The organism is Lentibacillus sp. L22, assembly GCF_040812445.1.
Classification (GTDB): Bacteria; Bacillota; Bacilli; order Bacillales; family Amphibacillaceae; genus Lentibacillus_C; species Lentibacillus_C daqui.
Genome location: NZ_JBFNXI010000006.1, coordinates 85,519 through 104,431 on the forward strand (window position 1 = coordinate 85,519; position 18,913 = coordinate 104,431).

The 18,913-nt window shown below is 40.8% G+C and carries 18 protein-coding genes; 5 read left to right on the plus strand and 13 right to left on the minus strand.

Features of this window, described 5'->3' with window-relative positions; translation table 11 throughout:
* Window positions 1-114: 114 nt before the first annotated feature.
* Window positions 115-1,230 (minus strand): citrate synthase, encoded by a 1,116-nt coding sequence (gene citZ, locus ABRT01_RS04800; RefSeq protein WP_269412010.1) that lies wholly within the window; start codon window positions 1,228-1,230, stop codon window positions 115-117.
* 312 nt (window positions 1,231-1,542) lie between these two features.
* On the opposite strand from citZ, the gene ytvI reads away from it, so the two are divergent.
* A complete protein-coding gene (ytvI, locus tag ABRT01_RS04805; RefSeq protein WP_269412009.1) occupies window positions 1,543-2,649 on the plus strand; it encodes a sporulation integral membrane protein YtvI in 1,107 nt (368 codons plus the stop codon).
* Here ytvI and ABRT01_RS04810 read toward each other — a convergent pair whose 3' ends face one another.
* The 7 genes from ABRT01_RS04810 to dnaE all read right to left on the minus strand — a co-directional run bounded on the left by ABRT01_RS04810 (window position 2,650) and on the right by dnaE (window position 12,684).
* Window positions 2,650-3,039: an FxsA family protein gene (locus ABRT01_RS04810; RefSeq protein ID WP_367746409.1), complete on the minus strand. Its 390-nt coding sequence runs from the start codon at window positions 3,037-3,039 to the stop codon at window positions 2,650-2,652.
* An 81-nt stretch (window positions 3,040-3,120) separates the two neighbouring features.
* Window positions 3,121-4,881, minus strand: coding sequence for a pyruvate kinase (gene pyk / locus ABRT01_RS04815; RefSeq protein WP_367746410.1), 1,761 nt, complete (start codon window positions 4,879-4,881; stop codon window positions 3,121-3,123).
* Between the two features lie 44 nt (window positions 4,882-4,925).
* Complete coding sequence (gene pfkA, locus ABRT01_RS04820; protein ID WP_367746411.1) at window positions 4,926-5,885, minus strand: 6-phosphofructokinase; 960 nt, start codon at window positions 5,883-5,885, stop codon at window positions 4,926-4,928.
* A 101-nt stretch (window positions 5,886-5,986) separates the two neighbouring features.
* Window positions 5,987-6,949 carry an acetyl-CoA carboxylase carboxyl transferase subunit alpha gene (accA, locus tag ABRT01_RS04825; RefSeq protein WP_269412005.1) on the minus strand — a complete coding sequence of 321 codons (963 nt, stop codon included), beginning with the start codon at window positions 6,947-6,949 and terminating at the stop codon, window positions 5,987-5,989.
* Window positions 6,946-7,806 carry an acetyl-CoA carboxylase, carboxyltransferase subunit beta gene (gene accD, locus ABRT01_RS04830; protein ID WP_367746412.1) on the minus strand — a complete coding sequence of 287 codons (861 nt, stop codon included), beginning with the start codon at window positions 7,804-7,806 and terminating at the stop codon, window positions 6,946-6,948. Before accD ends, accA begins: the two co-directional genes overlap by 4 nt.
* A 174-nt stretch (window positions 7,807-7,980) precedes the next feature.
* Window positions 7,981-9,216: an NADP-dependent malic enzyme gene (ystJ, locus tag ABRT01_RS04835; RefSeq protein ID WP_367746413.1), complete on the minus strand. Its 1,236-nt coding sequence runs from the start codon at window positions 9,214-9,216 to the stop codon at window positions 7,981-7,983.
* 108 nt (window positions 9,217-9,324) lie between these two features.
* Entirely contained in the window at window positions 9,325-12,684 is a 3,360-nt protein-coding gene (gene dnaE, locus ABRT01_RS04840) for a DNA polymerase III subunit alpha (protein WP_367746414.1), read from the minus strand.
* 141 nt (window positions 12,685-12,825) lie between these two features.
* Between dnaE and ytrH the strand changes: the two genes are divergently transcribed.
* The 3 genes from ytrH to ABRT01_RS04855 all read left to right on the plus strand — a co-directional run bounded on the left by ytrH (window position 12,826) and on the right by ABRT01_RS04855 (window position 14,014).
* Window positions 12,826-13,158 (plus strand): sporulation membrane protein YtrH, encoded by a 333-nt coding sequence (gene ytrH / locus ABRT01_RS04845; RefSeq protein ID WP_269412001.1) that lies wholly within the window; start codon window positions 12,826-12,828, stop codon window positions 13,156-13,158.
* The gene (ytrI, locus tag ABRT01_RS04850; RefSeq protein WP_367746415.1) at window positions 13,158-13,667 is read left to right on the plus strand and encodes a sporulation membrane protein YtrI; all 510 of its coding nucleotides are present in this window, start codon (window positions 13,158-13,160) and stop codon (window positions 13,665-13,667) included. The genes ytrH and ytrI overlap by 1 nt, the downstream gene beginning before the upstream one ends.
* 149 nt (window positions 13,668-13,816) lie before the next feature.
* A complete protein-coding gene (locus tag ABRT01_RS04855; protein ID WP_269411999.1) occupies window positions 13,817-14,014 on the plus strand; it encodes a YtzJ family protein in 198 nt (65 codons plus the stop codon).
* Between the two features lie 80 nt (window positions 14,015-14,094).
* Here the strand turns inward: ABRT01_RS04855 and ABRT01_RS04860 are convergent, their stop codons facing one another.
* The gene (locus tag ABRT01_RS04860) at window positions 14,095-15,042 is read right to left on the minus strand and encodes a DHH family phosphoesterase (RefSeq protein ID WP_367746416.1); all 948 of its coding nucleotides are present in this window, start codon (window positions 15,040-15,042) and stop codon (window positions 14,095-14,097) included.
* A 123-nt stretch (window positions 15,043-15,165) separates the two neighbouring features.
* Here ABRT01_RS04860 and ABRT01_RS04865 point away from each other — a divergent pair, with 123 nt between their 5' ends.
* The gene (locus ABRT01_RS04865; protein WP_367746417.1) at window positions 15,166-15,471 is read left to right on the plus strand and encodes a YtpI family protein; all 306 of its coding nucleotides are present in this window, start codon (window positions 15,166-15,168) and stop codon (window positions 15,469-15,471) included.
* A gap of 74 nt (window positions 15,472-15,545) precedes the next feature.
* Here the strand turns inward: ABRT01_RS04865 and ABRT01_RS04870 are convergent, their stop codons facing one another.
* From ABRT01_RS04870 to ABRT01_RS04885, 4 genes are all read right to left on the minus strand, one after another.
* Window positions 15,546-16,853, minus strand: coding sequence for a DRTGG domain-containing protein (locus tag ABRT01_RS04870; protein WP_367746418.1), 1,308 nt, complete (start codon window positions 16,851-16,853; stop codon window positions 15,546-15,548).
* 70 nt (window positions 16,854-16,923) lie between these two features.
* Window positions 16,924-17,154 (minus strand): hypothetical protein, encoded by a 231-nt coding sequence (locus ABRT01_RS04875; protein ID WP_269411995.1) that lies wholly within the window; start codon window positions 17,152-17,154, stop codon window positions 16,924-16,926.
* A gap of 76 nt (window positions 17,155-17,230) precedes the next feature.
* Window positions 17,231-17,986, minus strand: a complete 756-nt coding sequence (locus tag ABRT01_RS04880) for a prepilin peptidase (protein WP_367746419.1) — start codon at window positions 17,984-17,986, stop codon at window positions 17,231-17,233.
* Window positions 17,987-18,160: 174 nt separating this feature from the next.
* A complete protein-coding gene (locus tag ABRT01_RS04885) occupies window positions 18,161-18,841 on the minus strand; it encodes a metal-dependent hydrolase (protein WP_367746420.1) in 681 nt (226 codons plus the stop codon).
* Window positions 18,842-18,913 lie beyond the last annotated feature (72 nt).

Below are 18,913 nucleotides of genomic sequence, written 5' to 3' on the forward strand. Positions count from 1 at the left end.
GTCCTCCTCTATCTTGTCATACAATTTCTATTTTAGCATATTTATGGTGTGTTGTAATAGTCAGGAGAAATCGCCGCCTAATCAGGTCAGGATCTCTTCTGACTGATTAAATGTTTAGCGATTTTCAATGGCCACATATTCCTGTGTCTGTGGTCCCACATATTCCGCACGCGGACGGATGAGACGGTTGTTATCGTATTGTTCCAAAATGTGGGCCAACCATCCGGAAACACGGCTTGTCGCAAAAATAGGTGTAAATAGATCATTGTCGATTCCAAGGCTATGATAAACCGATGCGGAATAGAAATCCACGTTTGCTGGCAATCCTTTTTCTTCTTTGATATAATCCTCGATTTTCACAGACATGTTATACCATTTTGATTGACCAGTAATCTTTGTTAATTCTTTTGACATGTGCTTTAAATGTTTCGCACGAGGATCCCCATTACGATAAACACGGTGACCCATACCCATGATTTTTTCCTTATTGGCTATTTTTTGTTTAATATACGGAATAGCATTGTCTTCTTCGCCAATTTCTTCAAGCATTGCCATTACGCGCTCATTTGCCCCGCCGTGAAGCGGTCCTTTTAGTGCACTGATTGCCGCCGTTACACCGGAATAAATATCAGACAGTGTAGCCACACAAACCCGTGCAGTAAAGGTTGATGCATTCAATTCATGGTCAGCATGTAAAACGAGTGCTTTATTGATTGCTTCTACTTCGATATCATTTGCTTCCTCACCATTGAGCATGTATAGGAAATTTGCTGCAAAGCTTAAATTTTTCTTTGGTTTAACCGGCTCTTTACCTTTACGGATTCTGGCAAATGCGGTAACAACTGTTGCTATTTTTGCCTGTAGCCGCATTGCTTTGCGTTTGTTGGCTGCCTCATCCATTACATCTGCTTCATCATCATACAATCCTAAAAGTGATACGGCCGTCCGTAATGCTGCCATCGGATGCACAGTAGATAAATCATAGGAATGCAAATGGTCAATAACACCATCCGGCAATTCCATGTTGTCCGCCAGATCCGCTTTAAAGTCATCCAATTCTTGCTTTGTTGGAAGTTTTAAATTCCATAATAAATATACGACTTCTTCAAAACTTGAATTTTCTGCAAGATCATCAATTCGGTAACCAACATATGTAAGTTGATCATCAATAATTGAACTAATTGACGATTGAGTTGCTACAACCCCTTCAAGCCCTTTTGTTTTAGTCATAACAAACCCTCTCCTTTTCTAATTTGTTGCTTATGACAACTAAATCTATGGAATATCTGTTTACTCAACATTCCGTTAAAATCATATAAGTTTGTCATTCCCATGAACAATTATAATGGATTCTTAAAGTAAAGTGAATCGAAAGCGATTAAAATCAACAATATTTTTCACAAATTGTCCATATTACATCAATCTACGAGGAAATAGCCATTTACTAATTTACGAATTTCCTTGTCAGCGGGGTCTATTTTTCCCTTGGATTTCATAAATAAATAAGTACAGACATATTTATCCGTTTAATGAGGTGAATTTGTGTACAAGCTACAGTTATATCCCATATTAAGGTTTATTCTAGTATTTGTTATTGGACTTATGATATACCTGATTTTGCAATACACCCTAGTTTACATATACCCATTGATCCTGGCAGTGATTCTTTCATTGCTCATAAATCCTTTCGTTCGATTACTGGAAAAGAGGTTAAAGTTTCCCCGAGCCCTGGCAACACTTGTTGCATTAATACTATTGTTTACAATGATTGTCTGCGGTATCATTTTGATTGTTTCTGAATTAATTCAAGGAACTGTTTATTTGGCTGATGTGGTTCCAGCACATTTCAGTATGTTTATGTCCTACATGGAAATCTTTCTGGAGAACCACATTCTTCCTATTTATCATAAGCTGGCATCTTTATTGCATACACTTGACCCAGAACAGCAAAAGCTAATTCAGCAGCATATTGAGGAGATGATAAACCATTTAGCATCCACAGGAACACTTGCCCTTAAACAGGTTCTGCTAAAGATACCTCTTGCCTTACAATGGTTGCCTGGTTCGTTTGCGGTTGTCATTTTCATTATCCTGGCAAGTTTTTTTATAACGAAGGACTGGCCAGTTTTAAGCGACATGTTTCATAAAAGGGTCCCTGCTTCAGCCAGTGATTCTACACGAAATGTTGGAAATCATTTAAAAAAAGCATTATCGGGCTTTCTGAAAGCACAAATAATCCTCATTACAATAACAGGTATAATTATGTTCATTGGTCTCATGATCCTTCATATAAATCATGCCCTGACAATTGCCCTAATTGCCTCGGCTGTGGATCTACTGCCTTATGTGGGGACGGGCATCATTTTTATTCCATGGATCATTTACCTGTTCTTTACAGCCGACTATTCGATGACAATTGGTTTGTCCATTCTTTATATGGTTATCATTGTCGGTCGTCAAATACTCGAGCCGAAGTTGTTATCATCATCCATAGGGGTACATCCGTTACCACTATTAATTGCGGTTTTTCTTTGTGTTCAGCTGTGGGGGCTTATCGGTATTATCATTGCTCCTATTCTGGTGGTCTTATTTAGTGCATTACAACAGGCGGGAGTTGTCAAACAGTTATGGATTTTTATTAAAGGCTAATTACCATTTACGGAAAATGATCGTTCCTTTGCCCATTCTATTTTTTATAATTCGATAAATCCAGCTTCTAAACGGAATTCTCGTCCAAGGTATAACTAACAAAAATCCGACAGTATCAGTAATAAAACCAGGGGTAAATAACAGTACTGCTCCAATAAAGATGCAGATCCCGTCCATAATTTCGTTCGTCGGCTTAAAGCCATTGCTTATCTGTAATAGGGCCTTGCGCCAGGCTTCCATGCCCTGGTACTTGGCAAGCGTGATACCGAGAGCTCCTGTTAACAAAATAAGAAAAACGACCCACCAAGGGCCAATAATTCCACCAGCCCAGACAAACACACCTATTTCCAGGGCAGGGATGATTAAAAATGCAAGTAATATCCAGCGCAAAAATATTCACCCTCTCTTCAGTTCTATATTTAGTGAAAAAAGAAGGGACTATCCCTTCTTTTTCCTTCCAAATATATCGGATCACAACACATTGGCATGGCCTTTGTATATATCTCCTTTGGATGAATCAATTGTTATATCTTCTCCATCGGTTAATATATCCATCACATTTTTAACCCCAACAATTACAGGAATGCCCAGACTAAGACCAACCACTGCCGCATGTGATGTTAATCCGCCTTCTTCCGTTACAATACCGCCAGCTTTTTCGATCGCTGGCATCATATCACGATCCGTTCCATATGTGACAACAATATCCTGTTGCTGTGTTCTGGCAATTGCTTCTTCAGCATTTTTCGCCACAACTACTTTGCCATAAGCACTCCGTCGGCCAATCCCCTGCCCTTTGGCAATTACATCCCCAATGACATGGACTTTTAGTAAATTCGTTGTACCCGATTCACCAACTGGTACGCCCGCCGTGATGATCACCCTACTTCCACGTTGCAATAAATTGCTGTTTAGCGCACGATCAATAGCAATATCAAGCATTTCATCTGTTGAGGTTGCGTGTTCACCCATCATAGCATGAACGCCCCAAACAAGTGAGAGTTGTCGCTTTACTAATTCCGAGACAGTGACCGCAATGATCGGTGCTTTTGGACGATATTTCGAAATCATTCGTGCTGTATGACCACTTTCTGTTGACGTAATGATCGCACTAACCGATAAATTCATGGCCGTATGGGTAACCGATTGACTAATTGCATCAGTAATCGTCATATCAACAGCTCTTGATCGATTGGTTAAAATCTGTTTATGATCCAACGCCGTTTCGGTTTTTATAGCAATGTTATTCATGGTTGCCACAGATTCCACTGGATATTGTCCGGCGGCTGTTTCTCCCGATAACATAATCGCATCAGTTCCATCAAATATGGCATTAGCGACATCAGAGGATTCAGCTCTTGTTGGCCGTGGGTTACGCTGCATTGAATCAAGCATTTGTGTTGCGGTAATAACTGGTTTACCTGCAGTATTACATTTGTGGATTAATCTTTTTTGCACAAGCGGAACATCTTCGGCGGGGATCTCTACGCCTAAATCTCCGCGGGCAACCATAATTCCGTCGCAAACTTCAAGAATTTCATCAATATTATCGACGCCTTCCTGATTTTCTATCTTTGGAATAACCTGGATATGTGTTGCATTATTTTTTTCCAGTAGTTCTTTGATTTCAAAGACATCGGAAGGCCGGCGAACAAAAGATGCAGCAATAAAATCGATACCCTGTTGGATGCCGAATTCAATATCATTAGCGTCTTTTTCTGTAATGCCGGGCAAATTCACTTTCACATTGGGAACATTAACTCCCTTTTTATTTTTAACGATGCCCGTGTTAAGTGCTTTGGTTTTTAGCTCGTTACGCGCTTTATCAATTTCCATTACTTCCAGTTCAATTAAGCCGTCATCAAGCAGGATTTTGGATCCCTCATGAACATCATTGATCAGTCCGGGATACGTAATCGAAAAACGTTCAGCCGTACCAACCATTTCATTCATCGAGACATACACGGTACTACCAGTGGTTAATTCAGCCTCACCATTCTCAAAATCACCTGTTCTGATTTCCGGCCCTTTGGTATCGAGTAAAATTCCTACTGTTTTCCCGGTCTTTTCAGCAGCTTGTCTGATATTGTTAATCCGGTTGCCATGTTCGGCAAAATCCCCATGCGAGAAATTCAAACGGGCAACATTCATCCCGGATTGAATCAGCTGTTCCAATGTTTCAACCGATTCGGATGCAGGTCCGATTGTACATACTATTTTTGTCTTTCTCATTTAATACACATTCCTTTCACTATTGTTGCGCTTATTAGGCAAACTCAAATCGATAGTTCCTTTGATAGCTTATACATATCGGAATTAATATGATGCCCATGTGACATCACATCATACAAATCGTGATCGACTAGCTTGTTATTCTCGATACCAACCATGCGACCAACCTTACCGGCTAACAGTATGTCCACTGCCTGTGCCCCAAGACGGCTGGCCAGCACCCGATCTTGTGCGGTTGGTGAACCACCACGTTGAATATGTCCCAATACAGTAACCCTTGTTTCGAGATTGGTTGCTTTCTCAATTCGTTCACCAAAAGAAAAGCCGCTGCCCACACCCTCGGCCAAAACGATAATACTATGTTTTTTCCCTCGCTCATGTCCGCGTTTCAGGCGATTTACTACTTCCTCGAAGCTATCAGACTTCTCCGGGATAAGAATGCTTTCCGCACCGTCTGCAAGTCCTGCCCACAGTGCCAAATCACCGGCATTCCTGCCCATCACTTCAATCACATACGTACGTTCATGTGAAGTTGCGGTATCACGTATTTTATCGATAGCCTCAATAATTGTATTAAGTGCAGTATCAAAGCCAATTGTAAAATCAGTTCCAGCAATATCATTATCAATTGTGCCCGGGATACCGATACAAGGATAACCTTTATCTGTCAAGCTTTGCGCACCATGAAAACTGCCATCACCACCAATGACAATTAACCCTTCGATACCGAATTTTTTCAGTTGGGCAATCCCCTTTTCCTGACCTTCATCTGTTTTAAATTCGTCACATCTGGCAGAACGCAATACAGTACCACCGCGATGAATAATATCACCAACGGAGCCAATTTCCATTTTTTCTATATTTCCGTTAATAAGTCCCTGATAACCGTTCATTATGCCATAGACATCGATTTCGTGGTAAATAGCTTTTCTTACTACCGCTCGTATAGCAGCATTCATACCGGGGGCATCCCCACCGCTTGTCAAAACTCCTATTTTTTTCATGTTTCCACCTCATGATGTACAAATAATATATCAAAACAAATATGTACGACATCGTTTTCGTAAGCGACCTTGAGATTGACTTCAATCAACCAAGATGGATATCAACTTTCAATCTCCGTATAGTCACCAATTTGTTCGTATTTTTTCCATCTTTCTTCCAATAATTCATCAACAGGCAAATTTGCCAAATCGGTCAACGATTGTTGTAAAACGTGATCAATGTTTGCAGCCTGCTGTTGAATGTCACGGTGTGCGCCGCCTCTGGGTTCTGGAATAATCTCATCAATCACCCCAAGTTCCTTTAAATCATAAGACGTAATTTTCATTGTTTCCGCCGCTCGTTGTGCAAGATTGGAATCTTTCCATAACAATGCTGCGGCTCCTTCAGGGGATATAACGGAATACGTCGAGTTTTCCAGCATATGAATGTGATCACCAACACCTATTCCCAGGGCACCACCACTTCCACCCTCACCAATAACGATACAAACAATCGGAACCGTTAAACCGGCCATTTCCATCAAGTTTCTGGCAATTGCTTCACTTTGTCCGCGCTCTTCTGCAGCTTTACCTGGGTAAGCACCTTTTGTATCAATAAAACAAACAATCGGCCGGTCAAATTTCTCAGCTTGTTTCATATGTCTTAATGCTTTTCGATAGCCTTCAGGATGTGGCATGCCAAAGTTTCGACGGATGTTTTCTTTTGTATCTTTTCCACGCTGGTGACCAATAATAGTTACTGGTTTGTCCCGATAGTAGGCGATACCGGCTACTATTGCTGCATCATCAGCGTAATAACGGTCACCGTGAAATTCAATAAAATCGGTGAATAACTCAAAAACGTAATCAAGTGTTGTCGGACGTTCCTGATGACGAGCCATTTGTACGCGATCCCAAGGTTTCAAGTTAGCGTAAATATCTTCTTCCAACGTTGCCAACCGCTGTTCTAATGTTTGGATTTCCTCAGATAAATCAATCTCACTATCTTTCGTGAAATTTTTTAGTTCAGCAATTTTCTCCTTTAAGTTTACAATCGGCTTTTCAAACTCCAACACTTGTTTCACTTGTTCACGCCTCCCTTCTGATGCATTGCCAATAATGTCGAAATTATGTTTTTCAAATCATGACGATGAATTACCTCATCCAATTGACCATGCTTTAGCAAAAATTCTGCTGTTTGAAAATCCGCGGGAAGTTTCTCACGTATCGTCTGTTCGATAATCCGCCGACCAGCAAAACCAATTAACGCACCAGGCTCGGCGAAGTTATAATCACCCAAAGAGGCAAAACTCGCTGAAACACCGCCTGTTGTGGGATGTGTCATCACGGAGATCATCAATCCTCCAGCGTCGCTAAACCGTTTGATAGCCGTAGATGTTTTTGCCATTTGCATCAGGCTCAATACACCTTCCTGCATCCTGGCACCACCTGAAGCGGTAAAAATGATAAACGGTATGGATTCCATTTTGGCATTTTCGATTGCCCTGGAAATCTTCTCTCCCATAACAGACCCTAAACTTCCCATGCGAAAGCGCGAATCCATCACTGCAAAAGCGGTGGCCTGCCCATTTATCAACCCTTTTCCGGTTACAACACCTTCATTAAGCCCCGTCTTATTACGGTCTTTTTCCAGTTTTTGTTCATAGCCGGGAAATGCCAGCGGATTACTTGAGACCAACTGTTTATCCCATTCCTCAAATGTATCCTGATCAAACAAACTATCAATCCGTTCCCAGGCGCTTAAGGGATGGTGATACCCACAATTTGGGCAAACATAATTATTTTTTTTCATTTCTTTACGATAATAGATTTTATGACATCCATCACATTTTTTCATCAAACCTTCAGGTACATCGATTTTCCCTTCTTCACCTGGGATGGATGCATACTTCTTTCGCTTGCCAAAAAAATCTTTAAGCAAGGTTATTCCTCCTTTACCGGGGCAGCAATTTTCCCACATACCAGGCAGGCATTTTACGAATCATGTGTTGGTTGATCAATGCGTTACTTCCTTTGTATGAACAGGAATAATTTGGTATAAAACCTTGATGATTACAATGCCTGCTTATGGCATGGGGAAATTTCTCGTTTACCATCAATGATCTATTTCGGTCAATTTTTTCGTTTTTTCTTCCACATCGTCCGGGTCCACTTGAATTCTGGCAACACCAGATTCCATTGCTGCCTTCGCAACACTTGATGCAACTGCTGGTGCAACACGGCTATCAAATGGTGCTGGAATTACATAATCTGTGTTTAATTCCTCTTCTGTAATCAAAGACGCAATTGCTTCTGCGGCGGCAACTTTCATTTTTTCATTGATCCGCGTAGCCCGTACATCCAGTGCACCACGGAAAATCCCCGGGAACGCCAAGACATTGTTTACCTGGTTTGGGTAATCAGATCGTCCGGTTCCAATTACTTTAGCGCCGGCTTCTTTTGCATCCTCTGGCATAATTTCCGGGTTAGGATTGGCCATTGCGAAAATAATTGGATCGTCATTCATCTTTTGAACCATTTCTTTGGTTAATAGTCCAGCAACAGATACACCAATAAACACATCAGCACCTTCAAGGACGTCTTCCAGGTTTCCTTCCTTCTTATCCTTATTTGTCATTTTGGCCACTTGTTCCTTAACCTCGTTCATTCCGTTTGGTCTGCCTTCATAAATGGCACCGCTGGAATCACACATAATCATTTCACGAACACCAAAATGATGCAGCAGTTTTATAATTGCAATGCCCGCAGCTCCCGCACCATTTGCGACTACCCGTATTTCCGAAAATGACTTTCCGACCAATTTCAGCGCATTGATCAGTCCGGCAACCGTTACAATTGCTGTACCATGCTGATCATCGTGAAAAATTGGAATACTGGTTTCTTTTTTTAGTTTTTCTTCAATAATAAAGCAATTTGGAGCGGCAATATCCTCAAGATTTACTCCACCAAATGTTGGTTCCATCATTTTTACAGCTTGAACAATATCATCGATGTTGTCCGAATTCAAGCAGACAGGGAATGAATCAACCCCTGCAAACGTTTTAAAAAGCACAGATTTACCTTCCATAACGGGGAGAGCTGCTTCCGGACCGATATTACCAAGTCCCAAAACAGCGGAACCATTACTGACAACTGCAACCATATTACCTTTCATTGTATAATCATAGACAGATTCTTCTCGATCGTGAATTTCTTTACATGGTTCGGCAACCCACGGAGAATACGCCAGGCTTAAATCTCTGGCGTTTTGTACTGGTACCTTGGGCGTGGTAGCCAATTTCCCTTTGTTATTCTTATGCAAATGCAGTGCTTCCTCTCTTAAATTAGCCACAGATTATCCGCTCCTTTTGCCTTGATTTTTATGATATAGTGGTCTGACCATTCGATTATTTAATTATAACAGATGGTGATATCGTGTAAAGCATAATGGAAAGTACAATCAGTTCCGTTTTTCCAATACAACGTTTTCCTCGCCAAAAAAAGCACGTATCTTTGTCATACAAGCACTTATCGGGTTAATATTGTACGTGTTTTGCAATTGGTAGGTTTGCTTTGTTTCAACTGTATAAAGAATGATTGGTGTGTTACCTGGAAAAGACTGAGCTATCTCAGCCATTTTGTTTAAAGCCTCCTCGCTGTTTCGCGCACTTACCTTGATAAAAAGACGTTCAGGCTGATTGATAACTGCTATTGTTTCGTCAAACGGATACACTTCAGATACAAGCCATTGAATCCGGTTATTTCTCGATTCAATTTTTCCTTTGATTGCAATTAATTTTTCTTCCTCTAACAATGACCGGTTCAAGCGGAATACATCTGGAAACACAACAGCATCCATATCACTTGTTTCATCACCAACCGTTAAAAAAGCCATCGGGTCTCCCCGCTTTGTCCGGATGATCTTTATTGATTGGATAATAACTGCGCTTTCCACCCCGCGTTTCCCAATCATTTGGTAAACATCTGCCAATGTAGCATACCCATGACTTTTTAAGGCGCGACGATAGGCTGCAAGCGGGTGGCTGGTTACATAGATTCCCAGCAATTCCTTCTCGTTTGCCAACTTAGTTATTGTAGAAAGATCCTCCATCTTCACGTAGCCTGCCTCCAGCTCAATTTCGCTTTGGAATAATGACGGCTGATCCTGAAATTCATGAAATAACTCTCCTTGTTCCAACGCCTGATCAATCGATGCCAACAAACTGGCACGATTGTCATAAGTGTCATCGAACGCACCCGCCAATATTAGCAATTCCAATATTTGACGATTTACGCTATGAGAAGAAACCCGCATACAGAAATCAAATATATTTTTAAATCGGCCGTGTTTCCTTACCCGAATAATTTCTTTGACTACTTGATTGCCGATTCCTTTAATCGATAAAAGCCCCATACGGATGTTGTTCGATTCCACGGTATATTTCCCGAAACTGGCATTTACAGAGGGTGGCAATATTTCCAAACCATACATTTTTGCTTCCTTGACATACGCCATCACTTTATCCTGCTGATTGGTAACTGAACTTAAGAGTTCGGAAAAAAAACTAACAGGGTAATGCGCTTTTAAATACGCAAGTTGATAGGCAATCATACTATATGCGACCGCATGACTTCGATTAAAACCATAGTTGGAAAATTTGACGATCCATGCAAAAATTTCCTCAGCAACATTCTGGTTGTATCCATTTGTCAGACAGCCTTGGATAAAGGCCTCTTTTTGTTTCTCCATTACCGTTTCTTGTTTTTTACTGACAGCACGTCGCAAAATATCTGCTTGACCAAGTGTGAATCCAGCAATTTTATGGGCGATTTGCATAATCTGTTCCTGATATACCAAAACCCCGTATGTATCCGCTAATATTGTCGCCAAATCCGGATGTGGATAGGTTATTTTTTCCTTATGATGCTTACGGGCAATGTAGGTTGGAATGTATTCCATCGGACCCGGACGATAAAGCGCATTAACAGCGACAATATCCTCAAACGATGTCGGTTTTAATTTCATTAGAACTTCTTTCATACCTTGTGATTCTAATTGAAAAACGCCATTTGTCATTCCTTTTTGTAATAATGTAAATGTCTTTGGATCATTTTCCGGTAACTCATTTAAGCGAATGGTTTGTTTCGCCGTATAATGAATCGTTTGTACGATTCGCTCCAATAAAGTTAAATTACGCAAGCCCAGAAAATCCATTTTTAACAATCCGATTGCTTCCAGATCGTTCATCGGATATTGGGTCAATCGGGTATCATTCGCTCCGATTGTTAACGGGACATGTCTCACAAGTGGTTGCTCGCTGATCACGATCCCGGCAGCATGGGTTGAAATATGTCGCGGCAAGCCCTCTAATACAGTTGCGATAGCGAATAATACTTTTAGTGTCTCCGATTGCTTAATATATTGTTTTAATTCTACCGATTCCCGTACATATGCTACTAGCGATTTATGAGGGTGGACAGGTACCTCCCTTAAAATAAATTGGGCATCCTCTTTATCAATCTTCATGGTTTTGATTAATTCCCTCAGCAGCGAACGGGCAGCAAATGTGCCAAACGTAATGATCTGAGCCACATGTTCACTGCCATATTTGTTCCGCACATACTCAATCACCTCTTCACGTCTATGGTCGGAAAAATCAACGTCAATGTCTGGCATTGTTACACGTTCCGGATTAAGGAATCGCTCAAATAATAAATTGTATTCAAGCGGATCTATCTCGGTAATTCCTAGCACATAAGCAACAAGTGACCCCGCAGCAGATCCTCGTCCCGGGCCCACCATAATATGATTTTCCTTTGCAAATGCAATAAAATCAGCAACAATCAGGAAATAATCACTAAACTGCATCGATTGAATCACATGCAATTCGTAATGCAAACGGTCGGCAACCTTGTTTGTAACCGTGGAATATTTATTTTCAACATTCCGCCAGCACACCTTTTCCAAATAGGTATGTGCATCCATTTGTTCCGGGACTGGATACGACGGAAGCATTCTAGTGGTAAAATCAAGTGTTACTGTACACTGGTCACTAATTCGTTTCGTCGCAGTTAATACCTCCGGCCAATCGGAAAAAGCCTTTTCCATTTCGGATGATGAACGTAAATGGTGACCCTTCAAGTTTGGGTCCGTTAAATAAAATGGCCATGATTCACCACGTTTGATTGCTTGTAAACAATCAAAGGCAATATCGTCTTTTTCATGTAAATATCGGACATCATTGATAGCAACAACAGGTGTTGAATATTGCCCCATATATGTTTTTAAGGCAAGGTGAATTTCTTTTTCGGACACATAACCATAACCAGCAACACCCAAATAAAAATCACCTTGTGAAAAACACGTTTTCCATGATGCGATATATTGGTGCACATCAGTTAGTGATTTCGTTTGCAGCAGTCTGGCAAGCTGCGAATCTTTGGCAGGCAAAATGCCAATCATGTCATATGTGTAATGGTGTAATTCATGTTGTTCGATCTTCGTGTATTGGTTTGTTTGGAGGTAAGTAGATAATGCAACAAGCTGCTGATAACCTTGATTGTTTTTCGCCAGCAGAATGCAGGTTTCCGTTGTTTGTTCATCAGTCGTCACGTAAACAGTCATGCCAATTATCGGCTTAATCCCTGCTTTTTTACACGCCTGATAAAATGGGATTGCTCCATACAATACCTGTTCATCGGTCAATGCAAGCGCAGAAAATGAAAGCTCCTTTGCCCTATTGACCAATTTGTCGATCGTTATGGTGCTATTCATCAAACTATATCCGCTTCTCACTTGTAAATGTGTAAAAGATGACATACAATCCCGCCTTTTCTATCTCTAAGAATTATTATAGCGAACATATCGCCGGTATGCATGTCCCAAGTATTTTCCGCTTAACATATCTTGTCCTGCCCAAACATATAATGGGAAAAGCATGGGATAAGGGAGAGCATATCAATGGAGGAACGTTTCATCGCTTCATTCATTCATTGTTATTTTATCGCGTTCGGTGTGCTAATTGGCGGTACAATTATCGGTAGCATCGGATCATTTGCTACTGGGGATGCCCCGTTTACTGCGATGAGTCATATAGCCAAACGATTAAGAATTTGGGCAATTGTAGCAGCAATTGGCGGAACGTTTGATGCAATCGCCAATTTTGAAAAAGGGCTGCTTGACGGTCATACAATAGACGTATTCAAGCAAGTACTATTAATCCTGTCTGCAATGGGAGGCGTCAAAACAGCAATTATCCTTATTAGCTGGTTCATTCAGGAGGATGTAGACTGATGCATATCCCACCTTATCACAAAAAGGCAGTTTGGCAGCGATTTTTCGTAGGGGCGCTGGTTGGTGGGGTTATTGCCTATTGTGTTTTTGCCTACATGTATAATTCTATGTACCAGCGTCTGTTTGAAACCAACCTGGAATTACAATCACAGGTGACCGAACTTAAAAACCAGAATGAAGCATTATTGGAGGATAAAAAGGATTTGGATGAGAAAAACGAAGAGCAATTAACCATCGAATCCATGGAGGTCACCATTGCAAATGCTAAAACCTTAAAGCTTAGCCACTTGGTCGTCTATCAAATGGAGGAAATGATCAAAGAAGAACTAAAACATGTAATCGGCCAAAAAGTAAGTATTGTTTCAGAGAGTGACCAACTTCTAACCAGTACGATCGAAAACAAAGAATTCGCCATTGAGGATTTCAACTATTATTTTACCGTAACAAAAATAACATTTGCCAGAACGTTAAAAATAACCGTGACAGCAAAAAACAATAGTCCTGCGTGAATGTTTTGTGAAATTTATAAAAATTTATAGCGTAAGTTTCCCGCTTTTTGTATAATGAACATATAGAAATCATCCACAAAAAATCGCGAAAAGGGTTTCATTTATTTTACCAGCTTCATATACTACCTTTATGGAAAGGAGTGGTAAGCATGCTTATCATGCCAGAAAATCAAATTCGCGATGAAAAGATTAAGCAACTTAAATCCGGGCAAACGGTCTATGCTGAATCCAGTGAGTTAATTCGCCTGATCAAGCGTCAAATCATTAAACAACAGTTACAAGTTGTTTACGACCAAACGGACGCAGGATGCTGGTTTTTACCACTTCAGGAAAAAGTGAGCAGCTAATCGTAAAGTCCAAAGAGCGAATCAATAAACTGTGCTGATTTCCCACTATGGAAACCAGCACTTCTTTAGATTTATATTACCTATCCCTGGTAGTTTTTACATACCCTTTCCAAATCACGGACAACCCGCTCTGTCTCTTCCCAATTGGCAACGGTAGCCCCTGCAGCCATTGGATGACCACCGCCGCCAAACTTTGCAGCAACGGTATTCACGACCGGACCTTTTGATCTTAGTCGAACACGAATATCGTTCGCTTCTTCAATAAATATAACCCAAGCCTTAATCCCCGAAATATCGCCCAATGTACCAACAATTTGACTTGTTTCCTCCGGTTTTATGCGGTATTCACTCAATAATTGACTGGTTATTTTAATACTGCACATTCCTGAAGGTGTCAGGGTATAGTTTTGTAATATGTATCCCTGTAGGCGGGCAATGTTTTCATCCATCTGATACATGCCATCGTAGAGTTTTGTCCGATCAAATGAATAGGTTACAAGTTCAGCTGCATACTGAAAGGTTTTCTTCGTTGTACTTGGAAACAGAAATCTCCCTGTATCTCCGACAATCCCGCCATAAATCAATCTGGCAGCTTCATTGTTCATTTGATAACCCGCTGCTTTTGCGTGGACATATAAATCGTAAATAATTTCACTAGTTGAGCTTGCCTCGGTATCCACCAAGACAATATCACCATATGGATCAACATTTGGGTGATGGTCGATTTTGATCAATTTATCACCTTTATCATAGCGGGTATCATCAATTCGTTCAGTATTGGCAGTATCACATACAATTACCAACGCCCCTTGGTAGACATTGTCATCGATCGTATCCATTCGTGCAAGAAATGTAAGTGACGGGTCTTCTTCCCCAGCTAAATAAACTTGCTTATTTGGATACGTTTGTTTGATCAACTGTCCTAATCCAGCTTGTGATCCGTATGCATCGGGATCCGGCCGGACATGACGGTGAATGATAATGGTCCCATAATCCTCAATCGCCTGGATGATTGCGTCAAAATTCATCGTAAGTTCTCCTTCTGTTTTAAAATGGTTTATTCTGGCTTAATTCATAAAAACAAGCTACAATGGATGTTAGTTATCGCAGTTACTCATGTCTGCAAAACTAATACAGGAGCGAAAATTCTGATGGTCATTCTACCAATTATTGTTGTGATTGCACTTGTTTTATATATTTATTACAAGGTTGCCGTTATACGAAACAAGGATAAGCTGACACAAGCCTATTTTAACGCAAAATCCCGGATATGTCTTGGTATATTTGTGCTTGTATTTGGCATTAACCAATACTTATATTATCAAACCAAGCTCTCCCTGTTCATTGGGATAATTTTTCTGATTCTAGGGGGCATGCAGCTTAATTTGGGAATAAAGGAATCCAAACACTACCGCAACGAATGGAAACGTCTGTACCCTAACGGGAATGAAAGCTGATTATCATCCGATAGTCAGCTTTTTTCATGTAATACACTAAATAACTGCAAGGCAAAATCCGTTTCCAAGCCCGATTAACGGTCAATAAGCTGTGCCATTAATAACCCTTTCCCGATTAACTGCTGATCATTATACACTTCGACATCGATTTTTGCATAAATTCTTCCTACATCAACCAATCGCGGTTTAATCATAACCTTGCTGTCAATTTGTACTGGTTTCAGAAAGTATACCGTTATATTCTCCACAACCAGTTCACCCCGTTTCGCCTGCAACAGCAAACGACTGCTTGCTTCAGTGATCAATGATGTAAATACCCCGTTCGATAACGTACCAAGCTGGTTTGTCATTTGCGGGGTTACTTCAGCTTGAAAAACCGACTCTTCCCCCTCAACAGTGCTAATGGTTGACGATACAATATCATCGATGGTGTCGCCAATTTGTGGCTGCCGCTGGATTTGCTGCAGCGCCTTTAAAACGTCCTGCCGGGAGATAATTCCCCGCAGTTCATGGGATTGGTTAACGACAGGGACCAGTTCAATGCCTTCCCAAACCATCATATGTGCGACATAGGCAAGCGAGGTTTTTGCCTGTACTACGGTAGGGTTTTTGGTCATTACTTTTTCGATCAATGTGTCCGGACTTTTGCCGATAATGTCTCTTGAGGTTACCATTCCAGCCACACGGTTCTTTTCCCCCACAACCGGAAATCTGGAGTGCTCCGACTGTTCATTCAATTCGTACCATCGTTGCAAAGGATCCTTCGTATTTAAATAGAAAGATTGTTCAAGCGGTGTTGAGATGTCTTCTACAAAAACGATTTCTTTTTTAATTAACTGGTCATAGATGGCCCGATTAATCATGGAGGCCACCGTAAACGTGTCATAACTTGTTGACATGATTGGAATTTGCTTTTCATCTGCCAATGCCTTGATATGATCAGCCGTGTCAAACCCGCCTGTTATTAACACGGAGGCACCCGCTTTGATGGCCAATTCATGGGCTTTAACCCGATTACCAACAATCAAAAGGGAATCTGCTTCCGTGTAGCGCATCATTGCTTCCAGCTGCATTGCCCCGATCAAAAATTTATTCAAGGTTTTGTGCAGGCCTTCCTTTCCACCCAAAACCTGTCCATCTACAATATTGATCACTTCGGCAAATGTTAATCGCTCAAAGTTTTCTTTTCTCTTACGCTCGATTCTTATGGTTCCAACGCGTTCGATGGTACTTACCAGCCCTTGATTTTCCGCTTCTTTTATCGCCCGGTATGCGGTGCCTTCACTTACATTTAAGTCTTTGGCAATTTGTCGTACGGATATTTTATTGCCTACTCCTAACGCCATAATATGTTGTAATATCTGCTCATGCTTTGTTGCCATTTGTTCACCGACTTTCAACTGTACTAACCATTATGATTTTTCTTTATTATACAGTTGATTTGGTTTCACCTCAATATTTTAGCGTTTGCCGCTCTCTAACACGTTCCTGTTCCATAACCGGCGGATTGTTCATTTGTAAAAGCACAGCAAGGTTCGCACCAACTACCAGCAAGAAAAACAGCAGCCAAAGCCCCCAAAAAATGAATTCCAATTGAGACGAGGCTTCAGGGATATATGGCCAGGCAAAATATAGAAAAAACCCTGCCAATAATAAACGCAAAACTGCATAGTGACGCATCATTAATCACCTCCATATGCTTATAGTTTATGAAGGAGATAATTATTTCATGCTTGTACACCATATACGCTGTTACCAACTATGAAAATAATTGCATATACCAGTTTATAAGGGAATATCCATCAAAATAGCTGATGATCGCTGCTACAACAATGTATGGACCAAATGGGAAAGGCTGTCGTCGATTCATTCGTTTCAATAATAGCAAAAACAAACTAACAATGGCACCAATCATACACGATAAAATGAAAGCCAGCATCACTTGTTTGACTCCTAGTACAATGCCAAGTACACCGAATAATTTCATGTCGCCAGCGCCCATACCACCGCGGCTAACAAGAATGATAACAGCAATTAGAACAAAGGCAAGGATTCCACCAACGATAGAGGACCACCATGGATGAAGAGGTTGAATGACACGCAGGATAATAAATAGTGGTAAAAAAAATAGCAAGACACGATCCGGAATGAGCATATAGCTGATATCAGCAACCAAAATAATGACAAGCATGGACATGAAGCAGATGGCAATGACGAGTTCCAACCCCAACCCATGCCGGAGATAACTATATGCAAAGAGCAATCCAGTCAGAACTTCTATGACCGGATACATTAGCGAGATAGCTGTATGGCAATGTCTGCATCTACCTAATTGCTTCAGGTAGGACAGAACCGGCACAAGCTCATACCAGGAAAGTATATGCTTACATTGCGGACACATGGATCGATCGTTCGCAAATGACAGTTTTGCCGGTAATCGTAATCCGACAACATTAAAAAACGAACCAAAGATAAGACCCAGTGTAAAAAATAAGACCGTTATTTGTACAGTCATTTTTCGCGTCACATCCAATACTATAGAACTATAACTATAGTACTATATAGTGACCAAAAAATCTACTAACTTTACTAAATACTGCATAGTAATAAAAAATTGGGGCTCTTAACCCAAAATTGGAATTTAAAAAACGCAAGCCATCAAATAAGGCCTGCGTTTGTATGTTTTTCTTTAAAGTTCCATTGATTCACCGATCTCCAACACTTTTCCCTCGCCGGTTTTAACCCTATCTGCGAATGCACCAGCATCTTGTTCAATTAACGGGAAAGTATTATAGTGTATCGGAACAACCGTTTTTGCCTGAATCCAATCTGCAGCAACTAGTGCATCTTCCGGACCCATGGTAAAGTTATCGCCAATTGGTACAAAGGCAACATCGATATCATTTCGATCACCAATCAACTTCAAATCGGAGAACAGTCCGGTGTCACCGACGTGGTAGATTGTTTTACCCTCAACAGTTAATAAGATTCCAGCAGGCATTCCCGTGTATATAATACTGCCATCATCCTCAGTATAGGAAGAACCGTGAAATGCTTGAGTTAGTTTCACTTTTCCAAATTCAAATTGATGTGCCCCGCCAATATGCATTGCGTGGGTGCGGAGTCCTTTTGTAGCCATATAATTGGCCAGTTCATTTGGTGCTACAACCAGGGCATCATTTCGCTTGGCAATATCTACTGTATCGCCAACATGATCATTATGCCCATGTGTAAGCAAAATAACATCTGCTTTAACTGTACTGGCATCCAGATCACACTTGTCATTACCGGAAATAAATGGATCAAATAATATCCTGTGTTTCGACGTTTCAACAAGTACAACGGATTGACCATGGTATGATAACTTCATTCCTATCTCTCCTTCTCTCATTTTGCTCCAATTATATATTTCGATAAAAGTTACACATATCCTCTACCCGTT

What these genes read in the sequence shown, in the direction of transcription:
- citZ (WP_269412010.1), bottom strand. Translation starts at nt 1,230, where the DNA reads ATGACTAAAACAAAAGGGCTTGAAGGGGTTGTAGCAACTCAATCGTCA.
- pyk (WP_367746410.1), bottom strand. Translation starts at nt 4,881, where the DNA reads ATGAGAAAGACAAAAATAGTATGTACAATCGGACCTGCATCCGAATCG.
- pfkA (WP_367746411.1), bottom strand. Translation starts at nt 5,885, where the DNA reads ATGAAAAAAATAGGAGTTTTGACAAGCGGTGGGGATGCCCCCGGTATG.
- dnaE (WP_367746414.1), bottom strand. Translation starts at nt 12,684, where the DNA reads ATGTCATCTTTTACACATTTACAAGTGAGAAGCGGATATAGTTTGATG.
- ytrH (WP_269412001.1), top strand. Translation starts at nt 12,826, where the DNA reads ATGGAGGAACGTTTCATCGCTTCATTCATTCATTGTTATTTTATCGCG.
- ytrI (WP_367746415.1), top strand. Translation starts at nt 13,158, where the DNA reads ATGCATATCCCACCTTATCACAAAAAGGCAGTTTGGCAGCGATTTTTC.
- ABRT01_RS04855 (WP_269411999.1), top strand. Translation starts at nt 13,817, where the DNA reads ATGCTTATCATGCCAGAAAATCAAATTCGCGATGAAAAGATTAAGCAA.
- ABRT01_RS04860 (WP_367746416.1), bottom strand. Translation starts at nt 15,042, where the DNA reads ATGAATTTTGACGCAATCATCCAGGCGATTGAGGATTATGGGACCATT.
- ABRT01_RS04865 (WP_367746417.1), top strand. Translation starts at nt 15,166, where the DNA reads ATGGTCATTCTACCAATTATTGTTGTGATTGCACTTGTTTTATATATT.
- ABRT01_RS04870 (WP_367746418.1), bottom strand. Translation starts at nt 16,853, where the DNA reads ATGGCAACAAAGCATGAGCAGATATTACAACATATTATGGCGTTAGGA.
- ABRT01_RS04875 (WP_269411995.1), bottom strand. Translation starts at nt 17,154, where the DNA reads ATGATGCGTCACTATGCAGTTTTGCGTTTATTATTGGCAGGGTTTTTT.
- ABRT01_RS04880 (WP_367746419.1), bottom strand. Translation starts at nt 17,986, where the DNA reads ATGACTGTACAAATAACGGTCTTATTTTTTACACTGGGTCTTATCTTT.
- ABRT01_RS04885 (WP_367746420.1), bottom strand. Translation starts at nt 18,841, where the DNA reads ATGAAGTTATCATACCATGGTCAATCCGTTGTACTTGTTGAAACGTCG.